The following is a 22,717-nucleotide window of genomic DNA, read 5'->3' on the forward strand; positions in this document are numbered from 1 at the left end:
GCCAGGTTATGACAAGCGCAAAATCTCCCGTTTCGAATAAGAATCCGCTTACCGCGCCAGCTCCCGATTTATGGCGTGATCCGGATGCCCGACCGTTTGTGTTTTTTGATGGAGTCACCAAAACATTTGATGACTTTACCGCTGTGGATAACATCAGCCTGAAAATCTACAAGCGCGAGCTGTTTTGTTTACTGGGTGGTTCTGGCTCCGGCAAAAGCACCCTGCTGCGGATGCTGGCCGGATTTGAACAGCCGACCCAGGGCCGCATCCTGATAGACGATGTGGATATGGCTGGCATTCAGCCCTGGAACCGTCCGGTTAATATGATGTTCCAGTCGTATGCACTGTTTCCGCATCTGACAGTAGAAAAGAACATTGCCTTTGGCCTCAAGCGCCAGCGGCTGGCCGATGTCGACATCAAACGTCGTGTTGCCGATATGCTCGACATGGTACAGCTGGGCCATCTGGGCAAGCGCAAACCGCATCAATTGTCTGGTGGTCAGCGTCAACGGGTAGCGCTGGCGCGCTCGCTGGTCAAACGCCCCAAACTGCTGCTGCTGGATGAACCGCTGGGAGCGCTGGATAAAAAACTGCGCGAAGAAACCCAGTTTGAACTGATCAACATCCAGGAAGAACTGGGCGTCACCTTTGTGGTGGTGACCCACGACCAGGAAGAAGCCATGACCCTGGCAACTCGCATCGGCGTGATGAACCAGGGCAATATCGTTCAGGTGGGCGAACCCCACGATATTTATGAATACCCCAACAGCCGGTTTGTGGCCCGCTTTATTGGCTCGGTCAACCTGCTGGATGGACGCGTAACCGAAGACGAGCCAGACCGGGTGCGTATCCGCTGCAACGATTTTGAACCACCGGTCTACCTCAACCACGGCATCAGCTGCGCGCCCAACCAGGAAGTGTGTGTTGCCATTCGGCCCGAAAAAATGCTGATCAGCCATGAGCCGCCAGCACAGACCGACAACACCTGCTCCGGGGTGATCGAAGACATCGCCTATATGGGCAGCCTGTCGGTCTTCCGTGTGCGCCTCGACAGCGGTAAAGAACTCCGCGTTACCCAGCCCAATATCTCCCGCGACAGTGGTGCCCGCTTTACCTGGAATGAACGGGTGCATCTGTACTGGGATGTGGACAGCGCCGTCGTACTGACCAGCTGAGAGAGGATACCTTTTATGAGTCAAGCCAACGGCTATACCGCTGCCCACTCGCGGTTGCAACGGGTGTTGCACAAGCTGCCACTAAAACGGATCAACTGGGGTCGCCAGCTGGTGATCTCGATGCCGTTTGTATGGCTGGCGGTGTTCTTTTTTGTGCCGTTTCTGGTGGTGTTCAAGATCTCACTGTCTGAAACCGCCATTGCCATTCCGCCGTATACCGCCCTGATCGAGCTGGAAGACGCGCTGCTCAATATCAAGCTGAACCTCGGCAACTACCTGTTTTTGTGGGAAGACTCCTTTTATCTGGAGGCGTACCTGAGTTCGATCCGCATTGCTGGCGTCTCGACCTTGCTGGCACTGATCATCGGCTTCCCGATGGCTTACCTGATTGCCCGTAGCGAATCCCGCACCCGCACCATCTTGCTGGCGCTGGTTATTTTGCCTTTCTGGACATCATTCCTGCTGCGGGTTTACGCCTGGGTCGGATTGCTGAAAAAAAACGGCCTGGTTAACGATATCCTGATTAACCTCGGCATCGTCAGCGAACCGATCCAGATGCTGCAAACCGATTTTGCCGTCTACATTGGCATCGTTTACACCTACCTGCCGTTTATGATCTTGCCGCTGTATACCGCGCTGGAAAAAATGGACATGTCATTGCTGGAAGCCGCTGAAGACCTGGGCTGTCGGCCGTTCCAGAGTTTCTTTCTGGTGACCATTCCGCTGGCCATGCCGGGCATTCTGGCAGGCTGCACCCTGGTGTTTATTCCCGCGGTGGGGGAATACGTGATCCCCGCATTGCTGGGTGGCTCCGATACCCTGATGATTGGCCGGGTACTGTGGGATGAATTCTCACTCAACCGCGACTGGCCCATGGCCTCCGCCGTTGCCACCGTGATGCTGGTGGTACTGGTGCTACCCATTATGCTGCTGCGCAACCGCAAGGAGGCTGAATAATGGCCGTGCAACGTCGTTCCTGGTTTTTATATACCTCCTCGGCACTGGGATTCCTGTTTCTCTACGTGCCGATAATTTCACTGATCATCTACAGCTTTAACAAATCCAAACTGGTGACCGTTTGGGGCGGCTGGTCGTTCAAGTGGTATGGCGAACTGTTCCAGAACGAGCAGATTCTCAGCGCCGCCTGGCTCAGTATCAAAATTGCGTTTATCTCCGCCTCGCTGGCAGTGGTATTCGGCACCATGGCTGGTTTTGCCCTCAGCCGGATGGGGCGCTTTCGCGGCAAAATGCTGCTGTCGGGCTGGATCTCGGCACCACTGATCATGCCCGAAGTGATTACCGGCCTATCGTTACTGCTGCTGTTTGTCGCCATGGAAGACCTGTTTGGCTGGCCTGCCGGACGGGGCACCCTGACCATTATTCTGGCCCATACCACCTTCTGCATGGCCTATGTGGCGGTGGTGGTGCAAGCCCGCATGGCAGACTTTGATACCTCGCTGGAAGAAGCCGCAATGGACCTCGGCGCCAAACCCTCCTCGCTGTTTTTTCTGGTGACTCTGCCATTAATTGCACCGGCGATCTTATCAGGCTGGCTGCTGTCGTTTACCCTGTCGCTCGACGACCTGGTGATCGCCAGCTTTGTCTCCGGGCCTGGGGACAGCACCTTGCCGATGGTCATCTTCTCCAAGGTACGCCTGGGTGTGACCCCGGAAGTCAACGCCCTGGCCACCCTGATGATCCTGATTGTTGCCGTGGGCGTTGTCGTGGCCATGTTACAAATGCGAAAGCGGCCCAAGCCGTAATACCTGCCGCCAACCGGCAGCCGCATAACGCATCACGGTGCGTTATGCGTACCCTATGACCGTTAACAACGAGCACTTTATGAAAATCGGTATTCTGGTCACCGGGCTCACCCCGGATACCCTCATCGACCAATACGGCAGCTACGCCGATATGTTTCAGCGCCTGTTCCAACCCCATAACCCCGGCTTTGAATACACCGTTTACAGCGTCAGCCGGGGCGACTTCCCGGCGGCAGCAAACGACTGCGACGGCTGGGTAATTACCGGCTCCAGACACAGCGTTTACGAAGAACTGGACTGGATTGTCCAGCTCAAGGATTTTGTCCGCCAGATTGCTGATTCCGAACGACCGTTAGTCGGGATTTGTTTTGGTCACCAACTGATTGCCGAAGCACTTGGCGGCAAGGTCGAAAGATACCACGGCGGCTGGGGTCTCGGAGTCAACACCTACCAGCTCGACAACGGCTTTGCCCAACAGCTCGAACAAGCCACCGGGCACGCACCACAAACACTCAGCATCAACGCCGTGCATCAGGACCAGGTGACCATTCTGCCCGCCAGTGCCACCGTACTGGCGCATTCCGACTTCTGCCGCTATGCCGTTCTGGGCTACTTCAACAACCGCATCGTCAGCCTGCAACCGCACCCGGAATTCACCCTCGACTTTGAAGACGCCCTGCTCACCGACCGAGGAGGCAAAGGCATCCCGCTGCAAGACACCGAACAAGGACTGATCAGCGTTCGTCAACCCGACGCTTGCCTGGATTCCCCAGTGATCGCAGGTTGGCTGGTGGCTGTGTTGCAGCAACAATAAAACAGCTGCAACAATAAACAGCCGCAGGGACGCCGTCCGGGGTTGTCCCCGTAGCGGCGATCCGCGTCATTCCGGGCTTGCCCCGGAATCCTCCGCACGACCGTAGAGACGCTCGCTATGGCTGTCCGCAACGGCGGTGTGGGTGCTCTTAATCCCTTTTAATTCAGGGTTGGTTTTCTACCCTTTCTTGTGAAAAATTCTTATAAAACAATGGCTTGCAAAGAGGGTTGCAAAAATCATCGCATTTGCAAAAGTTGACTGATTTTTAAACAGCATATGGTTGCCAAAGCACCTGTTATTTCTTACCTGAGTACTTTGCCCCGTTGCCGCAGCAAAGTCAGCCTGATGATGGTTAAAAGCTTTTGTTGTCTGTGCCGGGGGCTGTTTGCTGCAAAACGGCCACGGACGAAACCGGTCACGAACGGAGCGTCTGTTTACCCTTGAGGCTGCTATGCTGACGGTGAGAGTCTGGCTGTCTTGATGGATGGCTGAAACGCACTGCTTCTGGAGATAGATTATGAGTACGATTTACGACACCACGGTAAACACCATTGATGGTGTTTCTCAATCGCTGTCTGACTATGCCGGTAAGGTATTGTTGGTGGTGAATGTCGCGTCCAAGTGTGGTCTGACGCCACAGTACGAGCAGCTGGAGGCCTTGTATCAGGCGAAGCACGCCAGTGGTCTGGAGATTCTGGGGTTTCCGTGTAACCAGTTTCTGGGTCAGGAGCCGGGTAGCGAAGCAGAGGTGAAGTCGTTCTGTTCGCTGACTTATGGCGTGTCGTTTCCGATGTTCAGCAAGGTTGCGGTGAACGGTGAGGGCCGTCATCCCTTGTATCAGCAGTTGATTGCTGCCCAGCCACAGCGTACGACCGAAGAGGGAAGTGGCTTCAGGGACAAGCTGGCCGGTATGAATCTGTTGTCGGACGATGACAGCGATGTGATGTGGAATTTTGAAAAATTCCTGATCGGTAAAGACGGTACGGTGATCGGTCGTTTTGCTCCGGATATGACGGTGAATTCGCCGGTTCTGCAAGCGGCAATCGATGCCGCGCTGGCGCTCTGATCTGCGGGTCGCCCGGTGCTGCCGGGCGACGGTTATTGGCTGGGGCTGGCCATCCATCCGGGGGTGTGGCTCATTTTCGTGACCTTTCTTTGCACTCTTTTAGCTCGTTTTCTATGTGTTAGTTCACACTTCTCCCTATAACCGGGCGCGGACTGTCTGGCCATGCTTTGTTTTGTGGCGGTTGGCGTTTCTGGTTTGTCTGGATCAATTATTGCAGTGATATTGCAGGCCCGCTTTTTTAATGCCGAGTTTGAGTCGTTACGCTCCTTGATGTGTTGGAAGCCCACTATCTGGTGATTTTTTGACTATCAACGTGCTAGCGAAGCACTAATGGGGACATCTATTTAATCCTGCACGGCTCTGCGCGAGTGTTGCCGTTGTTCAGGGCAAGGCGACGAATGCAGCGAAATGACGAGTCCTTTTCAAATTCGTCAACACCGCACTGGACGGCGGCAACCCGCGCCCTTCGGGGGCTGCCGGATGATCTCGACTCGGTGTCGCCGACGTTTGACTTGACCCGTCAGGCCTGCAAGTCGGCTTCGTGATTCGAAACCATCCGGTAGCTCAGAGTGAGCACCGGATTAAATAGATGTCCCCTAATGATAATTGGAACCCAGGAGAATAATATGAGTGGAAACCAGACGCGTCTGATGGCGATCAGTGACATTGTGAATCGTCAGCCTGCTGCTGTGGAAAAGCCTGAGCCGTTGAGCCGTATCTGGGCAACCGACGTCTTTAATATGGCGACGATGGAAGAAGTCCTGTCCAAAAATGCCTTCAAGGCGATGAAAAAAACCGTGCAGACCGGTGCGGCACTCGATCCTGCCACCGCTGATGTTGTCGCGGCTGCGATGAAAGACTGGGCCATTGGTAAAGGGGTGAAGTTTTTCTCCCATATTTTCTACCCAATGACCAATGCCACGGCTGAGAAGCACGATGGCTTTATTGTTACCAATTCTGATGGCGGGGCGATCACCGAGTTTACCGGTAGCCTGCTGATCAAGGGTGAGCCGGATGGCTCCTCATTCCCTAACGGCAGCTTGCGGATGACCAATGCGGCCCGTGGTTATACCGCCTGGGATCCGACCAGCCCTGCTTACATCATGCACACGGACAACGGCGCGACGCTGATGATCCCGAGTGTCTTTATGTCGTGGACCGGTGAAGCGCTGGATAAAAAAATTCCGCTGTTACGCTCCAACGCTGCCATGAACAAGGCCGGACAAAAAGTTCTGGCGCTGATGGGCGAAGCCGAAATCGCGACGCTGAACTCCAGCTGTGGTGCGGAGCAAGAATATTTCCTGGTGGACTCTGCACTGGCGGCGGCTCGTCCGGATTTGCTGTTGGCGGGTCGTACCCTGTTTGGTGCGCCATCGGCCAAGGGTCAGGAGTTTGATGACCATTATTTTGGTGCCATTCCTGAGCGTGTTCAGGTGTTTATGCAGGATTTCGAGGACAAGCTGTATCGCCTTGGTATTCCGGCCAAAACGCACCATAACGAAGTGGCTCCTGGCCAGTTTGAGATTGCACCGTATTTTGAAGCGGCTAACGTCGCATCCGATCACCAGCAACTGCTGATGACGTTGATGAAACTGACTGCCAAGCAACATGGCTTTATGTGTTTGCTGCATGAAAAACCGTTTGCCGGGGTGAATGGTTCCGGTAAGCACGTTAACTGGTCGGTGGGTAACGCCACGCAGGGCAACCTGCTGGACCCGGGTGATACGCCGGACAAAAACCTCAACTTCCTGCTGTTCTGTGGTGCGGTGATTCGTGGTGTTCACGTTTATGGCCCGTTGCTGCGTGCTGCGATTGCGTCGGCAGCCAACGACCATCGCCTGGGTGCGAACGAAGCGCCTCCGGCGATCCTGTCGGTTTATCTGGGTGATCAGTTGGAAAAACTGTTCATGGATATCAAGGACGGCGCGATCAATGAAACCGCCGATGGCGGTTTGATGGATCTGGGTCTGGATCAAATCCTCAAGTTTGAGCGTGATCCCGGTGACCGTAACCGTACCTCACCGTTTGCCTTTACCGGTAACCGTTTTGAATTCCGTGCGGTGGGTTCTTCACAGTCGGTCTCCGGACCTCTGGTGGCGATGAACACCATGCTGGCGGATTCCTTGGGCTGGATTGCGACCAAACTGGAAACGGCACTGGAAACCACCAGTGACAAGACCGAAGCCGTTATTATTGTGCTGAAAGAGCTGATGGAGCTGCACAGCAATGTCATCTTCGGTGGTGATGGTTATTCCAGCGAATGGCATACCATGGCGGTTGAAGAGCGTGGTCTGAAAAACATCCCGACCACGGCTGACGCCTTGCCTGCCTTCCTGGATCAGACGGTGATCGATCTGTTTGATTCAACCGGTGTGCTGACCCCTGTCGAGCTGGAAAGCCGCTATGAGGTGTATGCCGAGCAGTACGTGCTGTCGATTGAGGTGGAAGCCAAACTGGTGGTCAATATGGCGACTACCATTATTTATCCAGCCGCAGTCAGCTACCTGTCGAGCCTGACGGATGCGATTGCCGGGGCAGCTGAGCTGTCGATTGCACTGGACGCTTCTTTGGCGACGACTGTCGGCGAAAACCTTAATGGCATGATGGCTGCCGTGGCCAAGCTGGAAACCGCCATGGCAACTCATGACTTCGACTCTACTGAAGCGCACATGAAGTTCTGTGCTGATACGATTTGTGGCCTGATGCTGGAAGTCCGTGGCTTTGCGGATACGTTGGAAACTCTGGTTGCCGACGACATTTGGCCATTACCGAAATACAGCGAAATGCTGTTTATGCGTTAATCGCAGTCAGTTGCTTTAAACGGCGGTATCCAGATGTAGCGCCGGAAACATAAAGCAAACCCAAGCCTCTGATGATCACTCACCAGGGGCTTTTTTGTGGCCGGTGGCTGTGTATTGGCCGCTGGGGATATCGACTGTGGGCTATCGCGTGCCTGCGGCTTTGTTGAGCAATTGGATCAGTGTTTGTGCTTCTTTCTGGCTGAGCCGGTCCAGATACTGTTTGTTGCAGGCAATGGCCTGTTGCAGTACCGAGTGACGGAGTTCCTTGCCTTGTTGGGTGAGGTAAATTTGCAAGGCCCGGCGACTGGTCGGGTGCGGGCGACGTTCAACCAATGCCATTTTTTCCAGGGTATCGAGGGTGCGGGTGGTGGTGTAGTGCGCGGTCATGCAACGTTCGGCCAGTTCAGTCTGGGTCAGGCCTTCTTCTTCCCACAGGGCAAACAGAGTGGGCCATACACCAATATTGAGTCCCATGGTTTTTAACCGTTGATCCAGATCCTCGGCCAGTTGTTTGCCCAAAACGGCGATTAGCCAGCCCAGGCTGTTGTGTCTGGGCAGGATCAGGTCTTCTGCATAACTTGTCATATAAACACTCTCATCGAAATGGCCAGGTAGCCAACGGACATACTGATACTGATGAATAGTAACCCGGCGGCAAGGCGCTTGCTCTGCAAACGCGGTGGTTGTCCACGGATATCGCGGATGCCGGTGATCATTGCCTGAGTCAGGCGTTCGCCTTTGTATTCATGCCAGCACACAGCCAGCACATGCAAACTCACGGCAATGGTGATCAGTATCGCCAATTGTGTGTGGATGAATATCGCCCAGCGAGCGGCGGTTCTGCTGGCGTCGGCGTTGAATAGCTCTGAGCCGACCAGCCCAGAAATTATCTGGCCAGCCAGTAACAGCAGTAAGGCCAGCACCATGATGGCACCCAGAGGGTTGTGCCCCGGTATGCTGCTGGCTCGTCCTTGCAGGTAGCCAGGCAAGCGTTGAATGGTGCTGATTAACTGGCCGAAACGTGTGGTGCTGCTACCCCATAAACCCCATTGGACTCGCCAGAGCCACAAGATCAATAAGGCGTAGCCCGCCAGTTGGTGCAGCCCGGCTGAGCCTCTGCCAGTCCAGCCGGTGATCAGCAAGGTGATGACCAGGCCCGCCTGTAACCAATGATAGAGACGCACGGGCAAATCCCAGATTCGCATAAAGGATGACCTCCCTGGTAGTTCCTGTTCTAACAGTTGCTATTGCAATAGTTGCATTTGCAAAATAACATAAGTCACGTCATAGGCAAACCACGAGGACTCACTTATGAAACACCTGATCGTATTGTTTTTGCTGGCTGCATCTGCTGCTACTTATGCCGAGCACCCTGCGGTGGAGCAGCGCCAGCAACTGTTTGAAGAGATTGAAGAGCAGACGGACTATCTGGAGCAATCAGTGGATGACGAACACTGGTCTGAAGTCGAAACCACGGCGCTGAAGCTGGATCAACAGGTACAGCGGTTACTGACGCTGTTCCCGCCAGAGTCCTCGGGAGAGGGTAGAAGCCGGAAAGCGGTGTGGCGGCATTGGGATGCATTCGAGCGGGATATGATGAGCTGGCAAATGGCGTATCGAGATATCGCTGCTGCGGCAGTGGCAGAGGTATCCAATGAGGATGCGCTGGACCAGATAACATCGGCCTGTCGTTCCTGCCATCGCAAATATCGTTCTTTATGGTGAGGTGATTATGAAACTTCAACAAGCACATATCTGGTTTGCCAGACTGGCCATGGCTCTGATCGTTACTTTTTGGGGCAGCACGATTGTGGTCGAGCTGACCGGCGATCCGGATCTTATTTATCAGGTTAAAAATGCCATTTTTTACGCGATCTGGTTACTGGTACTGGCGATGGCTGTGACTGGTATCAGTGGGGCCAAACTGGCTGGAACCCGCAGCAGTGGACTGATTGGCCGCAAGAAAAAGCGCATGCGGTTTGTGGCACTGAATGGTGTTTTTATTCTGATCCCAGCAGCGATTTACTTGCGCTCACTGGCTGCGGCAGGGGATTTTGGCAGTACTTTCTATACCGTACAGGCGCTGGAGTTGTTGGCCGGAGCGGTGAACCTGATCTTGATGGGGTTCAATATCCGCGATGGTCTAAGGCTCTCGACAGCCACCCAAAAGCCGATGGCGGCCGAGGGTTCAGGCTGACTTGGGCTGTGCTGGAGCAGGATTTTCCGGCGTATTGAAAGTGGCCATACCGTTGCTGACGGCTTTTTTCGTAGTAGAAAATAATTGTTTGTGTGTTAAACAGTTGTGGTTCTTCTGTTGTTGAGTGTGTAGAGTATCTGGCAAGTTACAGCGAAGCCGAATCTGGCTTCGCTGTAACCGCGCTACCGGTGCATATAACAACAATATCACCCGAGATTGGATAACAGGGGACACCATGATGAACATCGACGACATTATTGCTATCGACTTCCATACCCATGCAGAAGAGCCCTGCAGCTGTGACCGGGATGATGGCTACTATCAGTTTCAGGAAGACTTCGCCAAGTATTTCAAGAATCCGGCTGGCCACAATATGATGCCAACGGTGCAGGATACGGCTGATTATTACCGTGATAAAAAAATCGCAGCGGTGATTTTTCCGGTGGATGCTGAGCGTGAGACTGGCTTCAAGCGTTACGACAATGAAGAAGTCGCGGCGATTTGTGCGGAAAACAGCGATATCCTGATTCCCTTTGCATCAATCGATCCGGCCAAGGGCCGTATGGGAGCACGGGAGGCTCGCCGACTGGTGCGTGAGTTTGGTGTGAAGGGGTTTAAATTTCATCCCACGATGCAGGGTTTTTACCCTAACGACCGTTCGGCCTATGTGCTGTATGAAGCCATTGCGGAAGAAGGTGCCGTGGCACTGTTTCACACCGGTCAGACCGGGGTCGGAGCCGGTGCTCGTGGTGGTATGAATATGCGGCTGAAGTACTCCAACCCGATGTTGCTGGATGATGTGGCGGCGGATTTTCCGGATATGCCCATTGTGGCAGCGCATCCGGCATTCCCCTGGCTGGACGAGCAGTTATCTGTCGCGACTCATAAGCCGAATGTGTACATTGATATGTCGGGTTGGTCGCCGAAGTATTTTCAGCCCATCTTTGTTCAATACGCCAACAGTATCCTGAAGCACAAGATGCTGTTTGGCTCTGATTGGCCGGTTATTACGCCTGATCGCTGGATTCGGGATTTTGAGAAGCTTGATATCAAGGAAGAAGTGCGGCCGCTGATCATGAAAGAAAATGCCGCCAGGCTGCTGGGTTATATGAAGTAGCGAGCCGGGATGGCCCCTCGCATGTCATACAGGCTCTGTATGCCACAGGAGGGATGTTATCGGAGGGATGTTATGGCGAGTACGGTTATTGGCGCTCAGCCAGACGTGATCGCGATAAGCATCAGTATTCGATCCAGGTGGTTTTTAGTTCGCTGTAGTCATTCAGGGCGTGCAGGGATTTATCGCGGCCATTGCCGGATTCACCAAAGCCACCGAAGGGCACGGTAATATCGCCACCAAAGTAGTTGTTCACTCCCATGGTGCCGGTACGGACACCGTTGGCAACCGTGAGCGCGGTGCTGATGTTCTGACTCCAGACGGCACCGGCCAGACCATAGCGGGAGTCGTTGGCGATACGGATGGCGTCAGCGGCATCGCTAAAGGGGATAGCCGATACCACTGGGCCAAAGATTTCTTCCTGGGCAATGGTCATGCGGTTGTCGACATCGGCAAACAGGGTCGCTTGATGGAAGCAGCCACCCAGGCCGGTGTTGGTGGCGGACTCGCCTCCCAGTACCAGCCGTGCGCCTTCTTGCTGGCCAATCTGAATGTATTGCTGGATGGTGTTGATCTGGTTCTGGTCGATGACGGCACCCATGCGGGTGTCGGGGTCGAGGGGGTTGCCCGGAGTCCAGCACTGGCTGTGTGCCATCATCCGTTCGATAAAGTCATCGTAGATCGATTGCTGAATCAGCAAGCGCGTCCCGGCGGTGCAGGTCTGGCCGCAGTTGTAAAATCCGGCGACGGCAGCCCATAACGCGGCTTTGTCGAGGTCGGCATCGGCAAAGACGATGTTGGCGCTTTTGCCGCCCAATTCCAGAAAGGTGCGTTTCAGGTTGCTTTGGCCAGCGTACTGCATCAGCAGTTTGCCAACGGCGGTGCTGCCGGTGAATGTCTGGCCATCGATATCCGGATGCAAGGACAGGTGTTTACCAAGGTTGATGCCATCGCCGGGCAATACATTGAGTACGCCGTCGGGCAAACCGGCTTCCGTCGCCAGTTGCGCCAGCTTCAGGGCTGTCAGCGGGGTTTTGGGGTCGGGTTTGAGAATCACCGAGTTGCCGGCAGCCAATGCCGGGGCCAGTTTCCAGGCGGTGGTCGAGAGAGGGAAATTCCACGGCACAATCGCCAGCACTACTCCCAGAGGTAAACGCTGTACCAGCGCCAGAGTGCCAGGCGCAGTAGGGGCGATTTCGCCGTATACCTTGTCGATGGCTTCTGCTGTCCAGCGGATGGTATTTACCGCGCCGGGTACATCGATGTTCAGGGTGTCGCTGATGGGTTTGCCGACATCGAGGGTTTCCAGCAGCGCGATTTCTTCCCGGTGCTGTTCAATCAAGTCCGCCCAACGCACCATGATGCGTTTGCGATCGCTGGGAGCCATGGCAGACCAGACGCCACTGTTAAAGGCTTGGCGAGCGATGCGAACGGCGGCATCGGCATCTTCCGGGGCGTTATCCGGCAGCTCGGCCAGTATGGTACCGGTCGCCGGGTTGAAACAGGGCTGAGTCGCGCCGCTGAGCGCGGCCGCTGGTTTGCCATTGACCCAGGCGTACGCCGGGATTGTGATCTCGCTGGCTTTGGCGGTCCAGTCGGCACAGCAGGTCGGGCTTGTCAGGTTCTCGCTCATGGCACAGTCTCCGGATCATAAAAACAGACCCTATTGTGCGGGCTACAGCATGCCAGAGGTATATATCCTGATGGGTAGTTTTAGGTGTTCAGGTTGGCTGCTGTCTTTATTCCTTGGCAGGGCGCATCTTGGCAGGGCGTCTTGGTAAGATGCATAGTCAGTAGGGCGCATTCGGTTTACCCTGTTGATGCAAGGATTGCACTGTCTGGATAAACAGAGTGCGTGCGCGGTTCGGCTGGCTGGTGCGTTTGCTGATCACGGCTGCGCCGAGGGAATAATGCCGGGTCTGTGGGCATATGGCGCGTAGTTGCCGGTCCTGTACGTAGGGGGCGGCAATATTTTCGGGTAGAAACGACGCATAGATACCGGACCGTATCAGGGCGACGCGGGTTTCGTAATGATAGGAAACCGCGGCAAGGTTCATGGCAGCGATTTGTTGATACACCTCTTCATGGGGTTGCAGTCCGGCATGAACCAGCGGAATGGCGTTGATCTGTGTGTTACTGATATGGCTGTCATCCTGATGAAACAGCGGGTGGCTGGCGCCGCAGTAGAGGTAGCAGCGGTCGCTGAACAGGTGGATATAATCCAGCCCTTCCAGTTGCCGGTGATAGGGAATAAAGGCCAGATCCAGTTCATCGTTGAGTACCTTGCGTTCCATCTCGATCATATGTGAGACGTCCACCGTTACTTCGACCGCGGGTGCCTGGTGGGCGTAGTGGTTGATGATGGCGGTGAACTGGCAGCGAGGGTCGTTGGCAAAAGAATCACTCAGTGCCACACGTAACTTGCCTGATGGCGTCGAACTGAGGTTGTTGATGGTGTTGCGGAAGCCTTCCAGCGCATCGAGTAGTTGTTGTGTTTGCTGGTAGATCACTTCGCCTTCTTTGGTCAGGGCGAATCCCCCTCGCCCCCGGCGACACAAGATCAGATTCAGTCGTGATTCCAGATTGGCAATGTGAATGCTGATGGTTGGGCGGCTGATATTCAGTAGGGTTTCGGCAGCACTGAAGCCGCCGCAGTCGGCAACGGCCTTGAATACCTTGAGTTGTCTGATTTCATAATCCCCCAGCTGGCCCAGGGCGTGTTTGATGGCCATTACAAAAGTGTGCCTCTGCGTCGGTATGGTCAGTACGGTACCTGGCAGCAGAATGTCAGGCGTATTTACATCATCATCATGGTGGGTTTGATGCATTGTGTCGTCAGGTCTTGTTACGGTGGCAAGCAAGCCTGCGACGCTGGTGTTACGGAATCTGGCAATGTGGATTATTCGTTATTCAGTAACGTCTACAGACTGATGAGAGTACAGTCCACCGCTGTTGATGTCACAGATTGGATACCTTGAATGCTTCTGTTCTGACGGCAAGGCATGATGCCAGCGGATATCAACATGGTTGTTAATACACCGTTATATCGTTTACTTGGCCTGTCAGTGTTGTGTGGCCGCATGATGTTACCGGTTGTGTTGTGGCCCCTGACAGGGTTTATGGATTAGGAAGAAGGGCTTATGTTTTACAAAGTATTGATTCCTGTGGATCTTGCCTATCCGCAGGAACTGCCGTTGTTGATTGAGGCGGCAAGAGAACTGACCAGTGACAATCCTCATGTGGATTTTATTTTTCTGTATATCGATGACAGTAAAGACAATAACGTGGTGGTGCTGTACCCGGATCAGCAATTTAACTCGTTGCGCCAGCGTGATAACGAAGACAAGTTGCTGGCCTTGCTGCGTAATTTGATGCCAGCAACCCTGCATTACAGCAGTCGGGTTCGTCGTGGTGTGGTGCATCAAAAGATTCTTGAGGAAGCGGGTAGCCGCTATGCCGATATTATTGTGATGATGGCGCAGAAACCCGGTCAGGGTCGTTATAGTATCGGTTCGAATGCTGAGCGTGTGGTGCGTCATGCCAAGTGCAGCGTGATGGTGGTGCGAGAAGGCTAGTGCCTGTACCGCCCAGGTTGTCGGCCAGTTCTAGAGCAGGCGATGGCCAATACCGTTGTAGATCATATCTGCCAGTTGCTGCGCCAGTTCGGCTGGTTGCTGGCGGATGTTACCGGAGATAATGCCGGAAATGATGCCGATGGTGGCGGAGCCATAGAAAGTAGAAATCAGCAGGATATCATCTTCGCTGGGTGGTTCGTTGAAGCTGCGACTGGCCCCGCGGCGGAAGAAATCGGTGTTCTGGTTCAGGATCCGTTGCAGGGCCTGCTCTCCGGCCCGGCCGGACAATGCCAGTTGTAGCAGGGTATCGTCCGGGCAAAGGGTTTCCAGCAGATGCTGGATAAAGTCTACCAGGCGATCCGGTTCCGGGGTGCCTTCATCTTCGAGAAAGTTCTGGAACAGTTGCTCGCGCCGCGCCAGCCACTGTTCAATATGTTCAATGATAATGTCCTGGCGATTTTGATAATTGGAATAAAAGGTCGGGCGGGTGACACCGGCCTTGTCGGCAATTTGTTCAATGCTGATCTGTTCCAGAGGCCGCTTCTTGAGTAGCTCTGCCAGTGCATTTCTTAACTTTTTTCGACTTTTTTCTCTGCGAATATCCATCCCAAACCATCCTGCGTAGCGGGTAAAAACGGGTCTGTCGGTAGCAACTGTGTGGGGTTGTTGGCACGGGGCACAACCAGAATCAGCTTTGTTGCAGTTGTACCGGTAATTGGGCTGTTTCTTTGACTTCTTCCATAACAATGTAACTTCTGGAGTTTTTTACGCCGGGAAGGGTCAGTAACATATCGCCGAGTAAGGCTCGGTATTCGGACATGTCATTGATACGTGCCTTGATCAGGTAGTCGGCGTCGCCTGAGACAAGATGACATTCGAGTAAGTAAGGCAGGGTATCGACGGCCTGATTAAAGCGCTGGAAGGCGTCTGGTGACTGGTAAGACAATGAAATTTCGACAAAGACCAGCATGCCGTAACCCATTAGCGCCGGGTTCAGCCGGGCGTAATAACCCTCGATATAACCGTCTTTCTCCAGGCGTTTGACGCGCTCGATACAGGGAGTGGAGCTGAGGCTGACTCGTTCGGCCAGGTCAACGTAGCTGATGCGGCCTTCTTTTTGCAGTTCTTGCAGAATGCGGCGGTCGAGCCTGTCGAGTGGTTTGCGCTTGTAATCACTGGTGGCTGCCATCGGGCTGATCTCCCTGAAATCAGATTGTCATGAATGTTATTTATTCAGGGTTATCTTCTGAATAGTCTTTAATTTCCAGTGAAATATACTGTATTTGAGTAAATATTAAAGGCTTTTTCTATGATTTTATCGCTAGAATTTCACCATTAAACGCGGTGATGTTTTCCTGTCGGTGTTGCTATCGCAGCGCGGAATAACGCACCGGACTTTGTGATGCAGTGATCTTGTGGGGGCAGTCGTTATGAAAATTCTGGTGTTGGGCGCGGGTGTGTTGGGCGTCTCGTCTGCCTGGTATCTGGCCAAGTCTGGGCATGAGGTGACGGTGGTGGAACGCCGCTCTGGTGTGGCAGATGAAACCAGTTACGGTAATGCCGGCATGTTGTCTTATGGCTATTGCAACCCATGGGCAGCACCGGGTATCCCTTTTAAGGCGGTTAAATGGATGATGCAGGATCTGGCACCGATTATGGTCAGTCCATCGGCATTTAATGTCAGCACCTCGGCCTGGATGCTGAAGATGCTCGGCCAGTGTGGTGAAGATGCTTATCGCATTAACAAGAATCGTATGCTGCGTATCACGGAGTACAGCCGCATTTGTTTTGATCAGTTGCAGCAGGACCGCCCGATCCATTACGACCAGCGCCATCAGGGCACGGTTGAGCTGTTCCGGGATCAGGAAAAAATGGATTCCATCGGTGCCGACCTTGAGTCCCTGCGTGAGTGCGGTGTGGAGCACCAGGTGATTGATCATGCGACTTGTATTCAGCATGAACCGGCGCTGGCGAATGTTTCCCAGAAGTTTGTTGGTGGCTTGATGTTCCCGAACGACGGTACCGGTGACTGTCGCAAGTTTACCCAGGGGCTGGCGGCGGCTTGCCGTGACCTCGGGGTGATTTTCATGATGGATACCGAGGTCAAGGGACTGGAAGCGTCTGGTGGTGAAATCCATGGGGTCGTGACTTCCAAAGGACGTTTGACCGCTGATAAGTATGTGGTTGCGATGGGCAGTTATTCTCCGATGCTGATGAATCCATTAGGCATCAAGTTACCGATCTATCCGATCAAGGGCTACTCACTGACACTGCCATTGCTGGATGAAAGCAAGGCTCCCCAATCTACGGTGATGGATGAAGAGTACAAGGTGGCGGTGACTCGTTTTGATGAGCGTATCCGGGTTGGTGGTACGGCTGAGATTGCCTCCTTCGACCTGAGCCTGAAAGAAAGCCGTCGCAAGGCTGCGGATTTTGTTGTCAGCGATCTGTTTCCAGGGGCCGGGGATCTGGAGAAGGCCGAGTTCTGGTGTGGTCTGCGGCCAATGACACCAGACAGTGTGCCGATTATCGGTAAAACGCCGTTTAATAATCTGTATCTGAATACCGGTCATGGCACCCTGGGCTGGACCATGTCACAAGGCTCGGCACGTTTGTTGGCCGATATTGTGAATGAGCGTGATCCTGATATCAGCACCGAAGGCTTGTCAGTCCATCGCTATCTCTAGTCGCGCCCTGAGCGGGTATTTCCGAGCTGGCTCTGGCGCCGGTCTGCAGCAAGCAAGTTAACGGCCGTTACCTTGTTTTTACTGCGGCCGGTGGCTTTATGGCAGTACTATTTGTCCTGGTCGCCGGATGTTCGATCAGGCGACGTTCAATGAATAATGAGGTTTTTATGAGCAACAAGAAGATTATTGCAACCAATCAGGCTCCGGCTGCCATCGGCACTTACTCACAAGCCGTTCAGGTGGGCGATACGCTGTACATGTCCGGTCAGATTCCGCTGGACCCTGCCACCATGGAAATGGTGACCGAGTCGTTTGAAGCTCAGGCTGTACGGGTGTTCGAGAACCTGAAAGCGGTAGCTGAAGCGGCTGGTGGTTCTTTGAATGATGCCGCCAAGCTGACCATTTTGCTGTCGGATATGGATTTCTTCCCGCAAGTGAATGAAGTGATGGCGCGTTATTTTGATGAGCCATATCCCGCTCGTGCGGCGTATGCCGTAAAGGCGCTGCCAAAAGCAGCTGATATTGAAGTTGAGGCGATTCTGGCGCTGTAACCAGCCGCTGATCGTCACTGTGGAGTAGTTATACATGTCTCGTCCTGCGCAGGCCCGGATTCGTCTGGATCATATTATTGCCAACTACCAGTTGGCGTGTTCATTACATCCCGCCGGTCAGGCGTTGGCAGTGGTCAAGGCGGATGCCTATGGTCATGGCGCTGTCCCGGTGGCTCAGGCACTGGCTCCTTACGCTCCGGCGTTTGCGGTGGCCTGTATTGAGGAGGCGCTGGAACTGCGTGCGGCGGGAATTATTCAGCCGGTCTTGTTGCTGGAAGGTTTTTTCCGCAATGACGAATTACCGGTGATCGCTGAACAGAATTTCTGGACCGCAGTTCATCGGTACGACCAGATCCAGGCGCTGGCAGCGACTCGTGTCGCTGAACCGCTGCATATCTGGTTGAAGGTAGATACCGGCATGCATCGCCTGGGGTTTGCGCTGGATGAGGTGGCTGATGTGAGTCGGCAGCTGTTGGCCTTGCCCCAGGTGGGGCAGGTCACATTGATGACCCACTTTGCCAATGCCGATACCCGGGTCACCCCCGGTATTGATGTACAGACTCAATTGACGGGTCTGACTGAAGTTGCTCAGGCGCTGGGTCTGGATATGAGTGTGGCCAATTCGGCGGCACTGATGGTGCACCCGATGGCGCACAAGCAGTGGCAGCGGCCAGGTATCATTCTTTATGGTGCTTCACCATTGGATTTTGATAACCAGACTGCGTTGCAGTTACAGCCTGCGATGTCGCTGGTTACCGAGGTGATTGCGACCCGCTGGGTTCAGAATGGCGACAGTGTCGGCTACGGCAGTCGTTTTGTGGCAACCAAACCAACCCGGATCGGGACGATTGCGATGGGTTATGCCGATGGGTATCCACGTCAGGCAGAAGAGGGGACGCCGGTGATCGTGAACGGTCAGCGCACGCGTCTTCTGGGTCGGGTGTCGATGGATATGATGACCGTTGATTTGACCGATGTGGACGGTGCGGCGGTAGGTAATGCCGTTGAACTATGGGGCTCTCAGCTGGATGCCAATGAAGTGGCCGCTCATTGCGATACCATTTCCTATCACCTGTTTACGGGTGTTACCCGACGTGTCCCACGTATTTATTTGACCAGTTAAAAACTCTGTTGCAGCGCAAGTTGGCTCTCTGGCAGCCAACGGCTTGCGGCTTGGCGGCTTCCTGTCCCCGGCCTTTTCTGGCCAGGGGAAATATCTACCCTCTAGGGGGTATGTCTTTTTACCTGTCTGAGCCACAACACTTGGCTCTGGGTGGATAGAGGTCAAGTGCTGTGGTGTTGTAATCACACCGCTTGATCCTCTCTCTGTTCCATCTCTTGGTGCTATGCCAGCACCGGTAAAAACGATGAACCATGGAATAAAAATCATGATGCTAGCGAGATTGGCCGGTTGGCTGTTGGTGTGCGCTTTGTCATTGGGCGGATTGGCTGTACAGGCCCAGGAAGAAACACCAGTGTTACGGGTGTTGAACTGGAGTGATTATATTGAACCGGGTGTATTGGAAGCTTTTGAGAAAGAATTCAATATCGAGATAGATTACGTCGAGTTCGACAGTCTGGATAAGTTCGCTACCTTGTATTTTGATGATCGTCAGCAATTTGATCTGATTTTCCCACCCAGCCGTATCATGAACACTCTGGCTAGCAAGTCGCTGGTTCGGCCTCTGATGACTCAGCAGCTGCCGGACTGGGATTCATTGCGTCCGGATATTCTGAGTGACTACAGTCAGCAGGATGACGGTGTCTTGAACGGCGTGCCGTATATGTGGGGGACGACCGGATTGGGCGTGAACCGCAAGGCGCTGGCGGAGCTGGGCCTGGCTGATTATGAAAATTCCTGGGCCTTGCTGTTTGATCCGGATGTGCGGCAAAAAGTGGCCCAGTGTGGTATCGGGTTGCTGAATGAGCGGGATGAGATTTTTGCGGCAGCGCTGTCGTATCTGGGGTATTCCGTCAACAGTCTGAGTAAAGAGCAGCTGCAACAGGCTGGTCAATTGCTGAAAGATTCGTTGGGTGAGGTCAGCTATTTACACACAACCCAGTATCTGGATGACCTGGCCAGCGGCAAGATCTGTGTGGCTGTGGGGTATTCCGGTGATTTGCTGACAGCGGCAGCGGGCAATGCCGATTTGTCGTATTTTATTCCCCGGGAGGGGGCGGCGTTATGGATTGATGTGATGGCGATTCCGACCAACGCCAATTCGCCAGAGTTGGCGTACCAACTGATCCGTTTCCTGATGCGAGGTAACATCGCTGCAAAGAATTCCAACTATCTGGAATATCCCACCGCGATGGCATCGGCTAATCGTTTTGTGGAGCCGGAGATCCTGAACAATCCGGTGATCTATCCGGCCATGGCTCAATTGCATGAAATGGAAGCACTGGCCCCCCGAGGCCGCAGCAGTAGCCGGGTGATGCAGCGCTTATGGGTGGATGCCATTTGTGCCCGGGGTAACTGGTGTTCGGTGCCGATGAGCTCGATGTTCTGAGGCAAATATTTTGTGAAATAAAAACCGCACCGCGCGTGTGATACTGGCCAGCGGGTGGGCCAACGGTTATTTATGACAGTCTGGGTAACAGTAGAACGCAACTTTATCCGCCTTTATGGTTCAATACTGGATTTTTGTGCGGTGGAGTAGTTCTGTATGTCCAGCTGGGTCAGGCGGGTAGGGTTGATAGCGATGATCGGTGGGCTCTTGTCCGCTTGCAGTCATTGGCCGGGGCCTGAGCATCGAGCCGTTAACATGGCGGCGATTGAAGAGGTGGTTGCTCGACATAATCCGGATATTGACTTGAGCTGCCCGGAACTGGATCCGGTGCTGGCCGGGCAGCAGGAGCAACAGGCCCAGCTGAAGGCATTACAGCGGCAGGTGCGGCGTCTGACCGCCGCTAACCCGGCTCCGGTCAGCTGTCCAACCACTGGTGCTGAGACCACAACCGATACCGATAAGCTGGTTGTCGGCGCCACCGAATGGATTTATCTCACTCCGCCAGGGCATCATTACCGTGCCCGCGTTGACAGTGGTGCGGCGACGTCGTCACTGAGTGCTCGCAACATCACCCGCTTTGAACGTAACGGTCAGCCCTGGGTGCGTTTTCTGCTACAACACGATGATGAATCGGAACCCCGGAAGATCGAAGCCAAACTGGTACGTAACGTGTTGATCCGGCAGGCGTCAAATGCCGATCTGGATCGGCGGCCGGTGGTGGAGTTGACGGTGCACCTGGGGCAACAACTACAGCAAAAAGCCGAATTCTCATTGGCTGATCGCTCGCAAATGACATATCCGATTTTGCTGGGGCGGTCATTTCTGCAAGATGTCACCTTGATTGATGTCGGGAAAAAATTTCTATTGGGTAAATATCAGCCCGATTTGCAGATACCTGTTGTGAGTGAAGAGCAATGAACGGATCTCGCTGGCCTTATATTGCATTGATACTGCTGCTGTTAAGTGCAGGAATTGCACAGATTCTTCATCGTCACTGGGTGTATGACGTGCCCCTGCTACCAGGGAAATCACAAGTGGTCTGGTCGGTTGAAGCCCGGGTTGAGCTCAGTACTGACGGTGATCCGGTTCGGGCTGTTCTGGCTCGGCCGTCCAATCAGCCCGGATTTATGCTGCTGCGTGAAAGTGGTGCCTCTCCCGGTTATGGCTTGAATTTTATCGATGGGGGCAATCCGGTTGCCGAGTGGACCAAGCGTACCGCCAGCGGGCGGCAGACCTTGTTCTATCGTGCGGATGTGCTGGAAAGTGATGCTTACGAATTGATGCCAGAGCCAGCACCGGCGGTAACGGAAAGCAGCTGGCCGGAACCTTACGCCAGTGCCGTGGGGCAATTGCTGGCGCTGGCACATCGGACGTCAGCGGATAATTTCAGTCTGGCGCGAGAGTTACTGAAAGCTTTTGCAGCCGAACCTCGTGCCCAGCATGTGGAGTTGTTGATCAGTGAATTTGATCAGAGCCTGCCGCAGTTGCTGGTGGACATGCTCAACAAGGCGGGTGTGCCGGCACGGCTGGTATATGGCCTGCGCTTGCAGGACGGTCGTCGACAACAGCAGCTGTTGCCTTATATTCGGGTCTGGCAAGACAACCGCAGCCAGGTGTTTGATATCCCCTTACAGGCCCGCAACCCGGCCTTGTTTGATCGGAATGCGCCACTGCTGCTATGGGAGCAGCGCGGGGAACCGGTGCTGGAAGTGTCGGGTGGTTATGATTCGCAGGTGCGTTTTGCCATGATTCGGCGCGAGGAGTCGACCTTTGCCAGTGTGGCCAACCGGCTGTCGGATCAGCACGAGTTACTGAATTTTTCCATACACAGTCTGCCGGTAGAAGAGCAGGCCATGTTCAAGACCATTCTGCTGTTGCCGATAGGGGCGTTGGTGGTGTGTCTGTTGCGCATTCTGGTGGGCATCCGTACTTCGGGTACTTTTATGCCGGTACTGATTGCGGTGGCCTTTATTCAGACCTCATTGGTTACCGGGCTGGTGGGATTCCTGCTGGTGGTGGCTACCGGACTGGTGATTCGCAGTTACCTGTCGCGCCTTAACCTGCTACTGGTGGCGCGTATATCGGCGGTGATTATTACGGTGATTGCCATTATCGGCTTGTTCAGTGTGGCATCTTACAAGTTGGGTCTGACCGAAGGTTTAAAAATCACTTTCTTCCCGATGATTATTCTGTCGTGGACGATTGAGCGGATGTCGATTCTGTGGGAAGAAGAAGGCGGCAGAGAAGTGATGCGTCAAGGCGGAGGCAGCTTGCTGACCGCGGTTGTTGCCTATTGGGCAATGAGTGACCCGCTGATACGCCACCTGACGTTTAACTATATTGGTGTGCAGTTGGTGATTCTGGCACTGGTATTGATGCTGGGCACCTACACTGGCTATCGCCTGTTGGAGTTACGTCGTTTTGTGGCACTGCGCCATGAGTAAGCTGGCGTTTCGGCCGCTTT

At 54.1% G+C, this 22,717-nt stretch carries 22 protein-coding genes; 16 read left to right on the forward strand and 6 right to left on the reverse strand.

Annotated elements, in window-relative coordinates; translation table 11 throughout:
• Nucleotides 1–8 precede the first annotated feature (8 nt).
• The 6 genes from Q4551_RS10310 (at nucleotide 9) to Q4551_RS10335 (ending at nucleotide 7,619) form a co-directional block, all read left to right on the forward strand.
• Complete coding sequence (locus Q4551_RS10310) at nucleotides 9–1,175, forward strand: ABC transporter ATP-binding protein (protein ID WP_303433595.1); 1,167 nt, start codon at nucleotides 9–11, stop codon at nucleotides 1,173–1,175.
• A gap of 15 nt (nucleotides 1,176–1,190) precedes the next feature.
• Entirely contained in the window at nucleotides 1,191–2,132 is a 942-nt protein-coding gene (locus Q4551_RS10315; protein ID WP_303433597.1) for an ABC transporter permease subunit, read from the forward strand.
• Nucleotides 2,132–2,938, forward strand: a complete 807-nt coding sequence (locus tag Q4551_RS10320) for an ABC transporter permease subunit (protein WP_303433599.1) — start codon at nucleotides 2,132–2,134, stop codon at nucleotides 2,936–2,938. The genes Q4551_RS10315 and Q4551_RS10320 overlap by 1 nt, the downstream gene beginning before the upstream one ends.
• 55 nt (nucleotides 2,939–2,993) lie before the next feature.
• The gene (locus Q4551_RS10325) at nucleotides 2,994–3,752 is read left to right on the forward strand and encodes a type 1 glutamine amidotransferase (protein WP_303433601.1); all 759 of its coding nucleotides are present in this window, start codon (nucleotides 2,994–2,996) and stop codon (nucleotides 3,750–3,752) included.
• A gap of 517 nt (nucleotides 3,753–4,269) precedes the next feature.
• On the forward strand, nucleotides 4,270–4,818 hold the full coding sequence (locus Q4551_RS10330; protein ID WP_303433602.1) for a glutathione peroxidase: 549 nt from the start codon (nucleotides 4,270–4,272) through the stop codon (nucleotides 4,816–4,818).
• 626 nt (nucleotides 4,819–5,444) lie between these two features.
• Nucleotides 5,445–7,619 (forward strand): glutamine synthetase III, encoded by a 2,175-nt coding sequence (locus tag Q4551_RS10335; protein WP_303433604.1) that lies wholly within the window; start codon nucleotides 5,445–5,447, stop codon nucleotides 7,617–7,619.
• A gap of 141 nt (nucleotides 7,620–7,760) precedes the next feature.
• On the opposite strand, the gene Q4551_RS10340 is transcribed toward Q4551_RS10335, so the two are convergent.
• Together Q4551_RS10340 and Q4551_RS10345 are read right to left on the reverse strand one after the other, a co-directional pair.
• The gene (locus Q4551_RS10340; RefSeq protein WP_303433606.1) at nucleotides 7,761–8,204 is read right to left on the reverse strand and encodes a MarR family winged helix-turn-helix transcriptional regulator; all 444 of its coding nucleotides are present in this window, start codon (nucleotides 8,202–8,204) and stop codon (nucleotides 7,761–7,763) included.
• Nucleotides 8,201–8,824, reverse strand: coding sequence for a cytochrome b/b6 domain-containing protein (locus Q4551_RS10345; protein ID WP_303433607.1), 624 nt, complete (start codon nucleotides 8,822–8,824; stop codon nucleotides 8,201–8,203). The genes Q4551_RS10340 and Q4551_RS10345 overlap by 4 nt, the downstream gene beginning before the upstream one ends.
• A gap of 106 nt (nucleotides 8,825–8,930) precedes the next feature.
• On the opposite strand from Q4551_RS10345, the gene Q4551_RS10350 reads away from it, so the two are divergent.
• The 3 genes from Q4551_RS10350 (at nucleotide 8,931) to Q4551_RS10360 (ending at nucleotide 10,933) form a co-directional block, all read left to right on the forward strand.
• On the forward strand, nucleotides 8,931–9,344 hold the full coding sequence (locus Q4551_RS10350) for a cytochrome c (RefSeq protein ID WP_303433610.1): 414 nt from the start codon (nucleotides 8,931–8,933) through the stop codon (nucleotides 9,342–9,344).
• Nucleotides 9,345–9,351: 7 nt separating this feature from the next.
• Nucleotides 9,352–9,816, forward strand: coding sequence for a hypothetical protein (locus Q4551_RS10355; protein WP_303433612.1), 465 nt, complete (start codon nucleotides 9,352–9,354; stop codon nucleotides 9,814–9,816).
• Nucleotides 9,817–10,051: 235 nt separating this feature from the next.
• Nucleotides 10,052–10,933: an amidohydrolase family protein gene (locus Q4551_RS10360; protein WP_303433613.1), complete on the forward strand. Its 882-nt coding sequence runs from the start codon at nucleotides 10,052–10,054 to the stop codon at nucleotides 10,931–10,933.
• A 121-nt stretch (nucleotides 10,934–11,054) separates the two neighbouring features.
• On the opposite strand, the gene Q4551_RS10365 is transcribed toward Q4551_RS10360, so the two are convergent.
• Together Q4551_RS10365 and Q4551_RS10370 are read right to left on the reverse strand one after the other, a co-directional pair.
• Entirely contained in the window at nucleotides 11,055–12,563 is a 1,509-nt protein-coding gene (locus Q4551_RS10365) for an aldehyde dehydrogenase (protein WP_303433615.1), read from the reverse strand.
• A gap of 157 nt (nucleotides 12,564–12,720) precedes the next feature.
• The gene (locus Q4551_RS10370; protein WP_303433617.1) at nucleotides 12,721–13,662 is read right to left on the reverse strand and encodes a LysR family transcriptional regulator; all 942 of its coding nucleotides are present in this window, start codon (nucleotides 13,660–13,662) and stop codon (nucleotides 12,721–12,723) included.
• Nucleotides 13,663–14,070: 408 nt separating this feature from the next.
• Between Q4551_RS10370 and Q4551_RS10375 the strand changes: the two genes are divergently transcribed.
• On the forward strand, nucleotides 14,071–14,505 hold the full coding sequence (locus Q4551_RS10375) for a universal stress protein (RefSeq protein ID WP_303433619.1): 435 nt from the start codon (nucleotides 14,071–14,073) through the stop codon (nucleotides 14,503–14,505).
• 30 nt (nucleotides 14,506–14,535) lie between these two features.
• On the opposite strand, the gene Q4551_RS10380 is transcribed toward Q4551_RS10375, so the two are convergent.
• Both Q4551_RS10380 and Q4551_RS10385 read right to left on the reverse strand, forming a co-directional pair.
• A complete protein-coding gene (locus Q4551_RS10380; RefSeq protein ID WP_303433620.1) occupies nucleotides 14,536–15,111 on the reverse strand; it encodes a TetR/AcrR family transcriptional regulator in 576 nt (191 codons plus the stop codon).
• Nucleotides 15,112–15,193: 82 nt separating this feature from the next.
• Nucleotides 15,194–15,694, reverse strand: coding sequence for a winged helix-turn-helix transcriptional regulator (locus Q4551_RS10385; protein ID WP_303433622.1), 501 nt, complete (start codon nucleotides 15,692–15,694; stop codon nucleotides 15,194–15,196).
• Nucleotides 15,695–15,935: 241 nt separating this feature from the next.
• Between Q4551_RS10385 and Q4551_RS10390 the strand changes: the two genes are divergently transcribed.
• The 6 genes from Q4551_RS10390 (at nucleotide 15,936) to Q4551_RS10415 (ending at nucleotide 22,697) form a co-directional block, all read left to right on the forward strand.
• On the forward strand, nucleotides 15,936–17,192 hold the full coding sequence (locus tag Q4551_RS10390) for a D-amino acid dehydrogenase (RefSeq protein WP_303433624.1): 1,257 nt from the start codon (nucleotides 15,936–15,938) through the stop codon (nucleotides 17,190–17,192).
• Between the two features lie 167 nt (nucleotides 17,193–17,359).
• A complete protein-coding gene (locus Q4551_RS10395; protein ID WP_303433626.1) occupies nucleotides 17,360–17,743 on the forward strand; it encodes a RidA family protein in 384 nt (127 codons plus the stop codon).
• Between the two features lie 34 nt (nucleotides 17,744–17,777).
• Nucleotides 17,778–18,866, forward strand: coding sequence for an alanine racemase (alr, locus tag Q4551_RS10400; RefSeq protein WP_303433627.1), 1,089 nt, complete (start codon nucleotides 17,778–17,780; stop codon nucleotides 18,864–18,866).
• 265 nt (nucleotides 18,867–19,131) lie between these two features.
• Complete coding sequence (locus tag Q4551_RS10405; protein ID WP_303433629.1) at nucleotides 19,132–20,253, forward strand: extracellular solute-binding protein; 1,122 nt, start codon at nucleotides 19,132–19,134, stop codon at nucleotides 20,251–20,253.
• 255 nt (nucleotides 20,254–20,508) lie between these two features.
• On the forward strand, nucleotides 20,509–21,171 hold the full coding sequence (locus Q4551_RS10410; protein ID WP_303433631.1) for an ATP-dependent zinc protease: 663 nt from the start codon (nucleotides 20,509–20,511) through the stop codon (nucleotides 21,169–21,171).
• The gene (locus tag Q4551_RS10415; RefSeq protein WP_303433632.1) at nucleotides 21,168–22,697 is read left to right on the forward strand and encodes an inactive transglutaminase family protein; all 1,530 of its coding nucleotides are present in this window, start codon (nucleotides 21,168–21,170) and stop codon (nucleotides 22,695–22,697) included. The genes Q4551_RS10410 and Q4551_RS10415 overlap by 4 nt, the downstream gene beginning before the upstream one ends.
• Nucleotides 22,698–22,717: the final 20 nt, after the last annotated feature.

The sequence above is a fragment of the Oceanobacter sp. 5_MG-2023 genome (genome assembly GCF_030548165.1).
In the GTDB taxonomy this organism is placed as follows: domain Bacteria; phylum Pseudomonadota; class Gammaproteobacteria; order Pseudomonadales; family Oceanobacteraceae; genus Oceanobacter.

What these genes read in the sequence shown, in the direction of transcription:
- Q4551_RS10310 (WP_303433595.1), top strand. Translation starts at nt 9, where the DNA reads ATGACAAGCGCAAAATCTCCCGTTTCGAATAAGAATCCGCTTACCGCG.
- Q4551_RS10315 (WP_303433597.1), top strand. Translation starts at nt 1,191, where the DNA reads ATGAGTCAAGCCAACGGCTATACCGCTGCCCACTCGCGGTTGCAACGG.
- Q4551_RS10320 (WP_303433599.1), top strand. Translation starts at nt 2,132, where the DNA reads ATGGCCGTGCAACGTCGTTCCTGGTTTTTATATACCTCCTCGGCACTG.
- Q4551_RS10325 (WP_303433601.1), top strand. Translation starts at nt 2,994, where the DNA reads ATGACCGTTAACAACGAGCACTTTATGAAAATCGGTATTCTGGTCACC.
- Q4551_RS10330 (WP_303433602.1), top strand. Translation starts at nt 4,270, where the DNA reads ATGAGTACGATTTACGACACCACGGTAAACACCATTGATGGTGTTTCT.
- Q4551_RS10335 (WP_303433604.1), top strand. Translation starts at nt 5,445, where the DNA reads ATGAGTGGAAACCAGACGCGTCTGATGGCGATCAGTGACATTGTGAAT.
- Q4551_RS10340 (WP_303433606.1), bottom strand. Translation starts at nt 8,204, where the DNA reads ATGACAAGTTATGCAGAAGACCTGATCCTGCCCAGACACAACAGCCTG.
- Q4551_RS10345 (WP_303433607.1), bottom strand. Translation starts at nt 8,824, where the DNA reads ATGCGAATCTGGGATTTGCCCGTGCGTCTCTATCATTGGTTACAGGCG.
- Q4551_RS10350 (WP_303433610.1), top strand. Translation starts at nt 8,931, where the DNA reads ATGAAACACCTGATCGTATTGTTTTTGCTGGCTGCATCTGCTGCTACT.
- Q4551_RS10355 (WP_303433612.1), top strand. Translation starts at nt 9,352, where the DNA reads ATGAAACTTCAACAAGCACATATCTGGTTTGCCAGACTGGCCATGGCT.
- Q4551_RS10360 (WP_303433613.1), top strand. Translation starts at nt 10,052, where the DNA reads ATGATGAACATCGACGACATTATTGCTATCGACTTCCATACCCATGCA.
- Q4551_RS10365 (WP_303433615.1), bottom strand. Translation starts at nt 12,563, where the DNA reads ATGAGCGAGAACCTGACAAGCCCGACCTGCTGTGCCGACTGGACCGCC.
- Q4551_RS10370 (WP_303433617.1), bottom strand. Translation starts at nt 13,662, where the DNA reads ATGGCCATCAAACACGCCCTGGGCCAGCTGGGGGATTATGAAATCAGA.
- Q4551_RS10375 (WP_303433619.1), top strand. Translation starts at nt 14,071, where the DNA reads ATGTTTTACAAAGTATTGATTCCTGTGGATCTTGCCTATCCGCAGGAA.
- Q4551_RS10380 (WP_303433620.1), bottom strand. Translation starts at nt 15,111, where the DNA reads ATGGATATTCGCAGAGAAAAAAGTCGAAAAAAGTTAAGAAATGCACTG.
- Q4551_RS10385 (WP_303433622.1), bottom strand. Translation starts at nt 15,694, where the DNA reads ATGGCAGCCACCAGTGATTACAAGCGCAAACCACTCGACAGGCTCGAC.
- Q4551_RS10390 (WP_303433624.1), top strand. Translation starts at nt 15,936, where the DNA reads ATGAAAATTCTGGTGTTGGGCGCGGGTGTGTTGGGCGTCTCGTCTGCC.
- Q4551_RS10395 (WP_303433626.1), top strand. Translation starts at nt 17,360, where the DNA reads ATGAGCAACAAGAAGATTATTGCAACCAATCAGGCTCCGGCTGCCATC.
- alr (WP_303433627.1), top strand. Translation starts at nt 17,778, where the DNA reads ATGTCTCGTCCTGCGCAGGCCCGGATTCGTCTGGATCATATTATTGCC.
- Q4551_RS10405 (WP_303433629.1), top strand. Translation starts at nt 19,132, where the DNA reads ATGATGCTAGCGAGATTGGCCGGTTGGCTGTTGGTGTGCGCTTTGTCA.
- Q4551_RS10410 (WP_303433631.1), top strand. Translation starts at nt 20,509, where the DNA reads ATGGCGGCGATTGAAGAGGTGGTTGCTCGACATAATCCGGATATTGAC.
- Q4551_RS10415 (WP_303433632.1), top strand. Translation starts at nt 21,168, where the DNA reads ATGAACGGATCTCGCTGGCCTTATATTGCATTGATACTGCTGCTGTTA.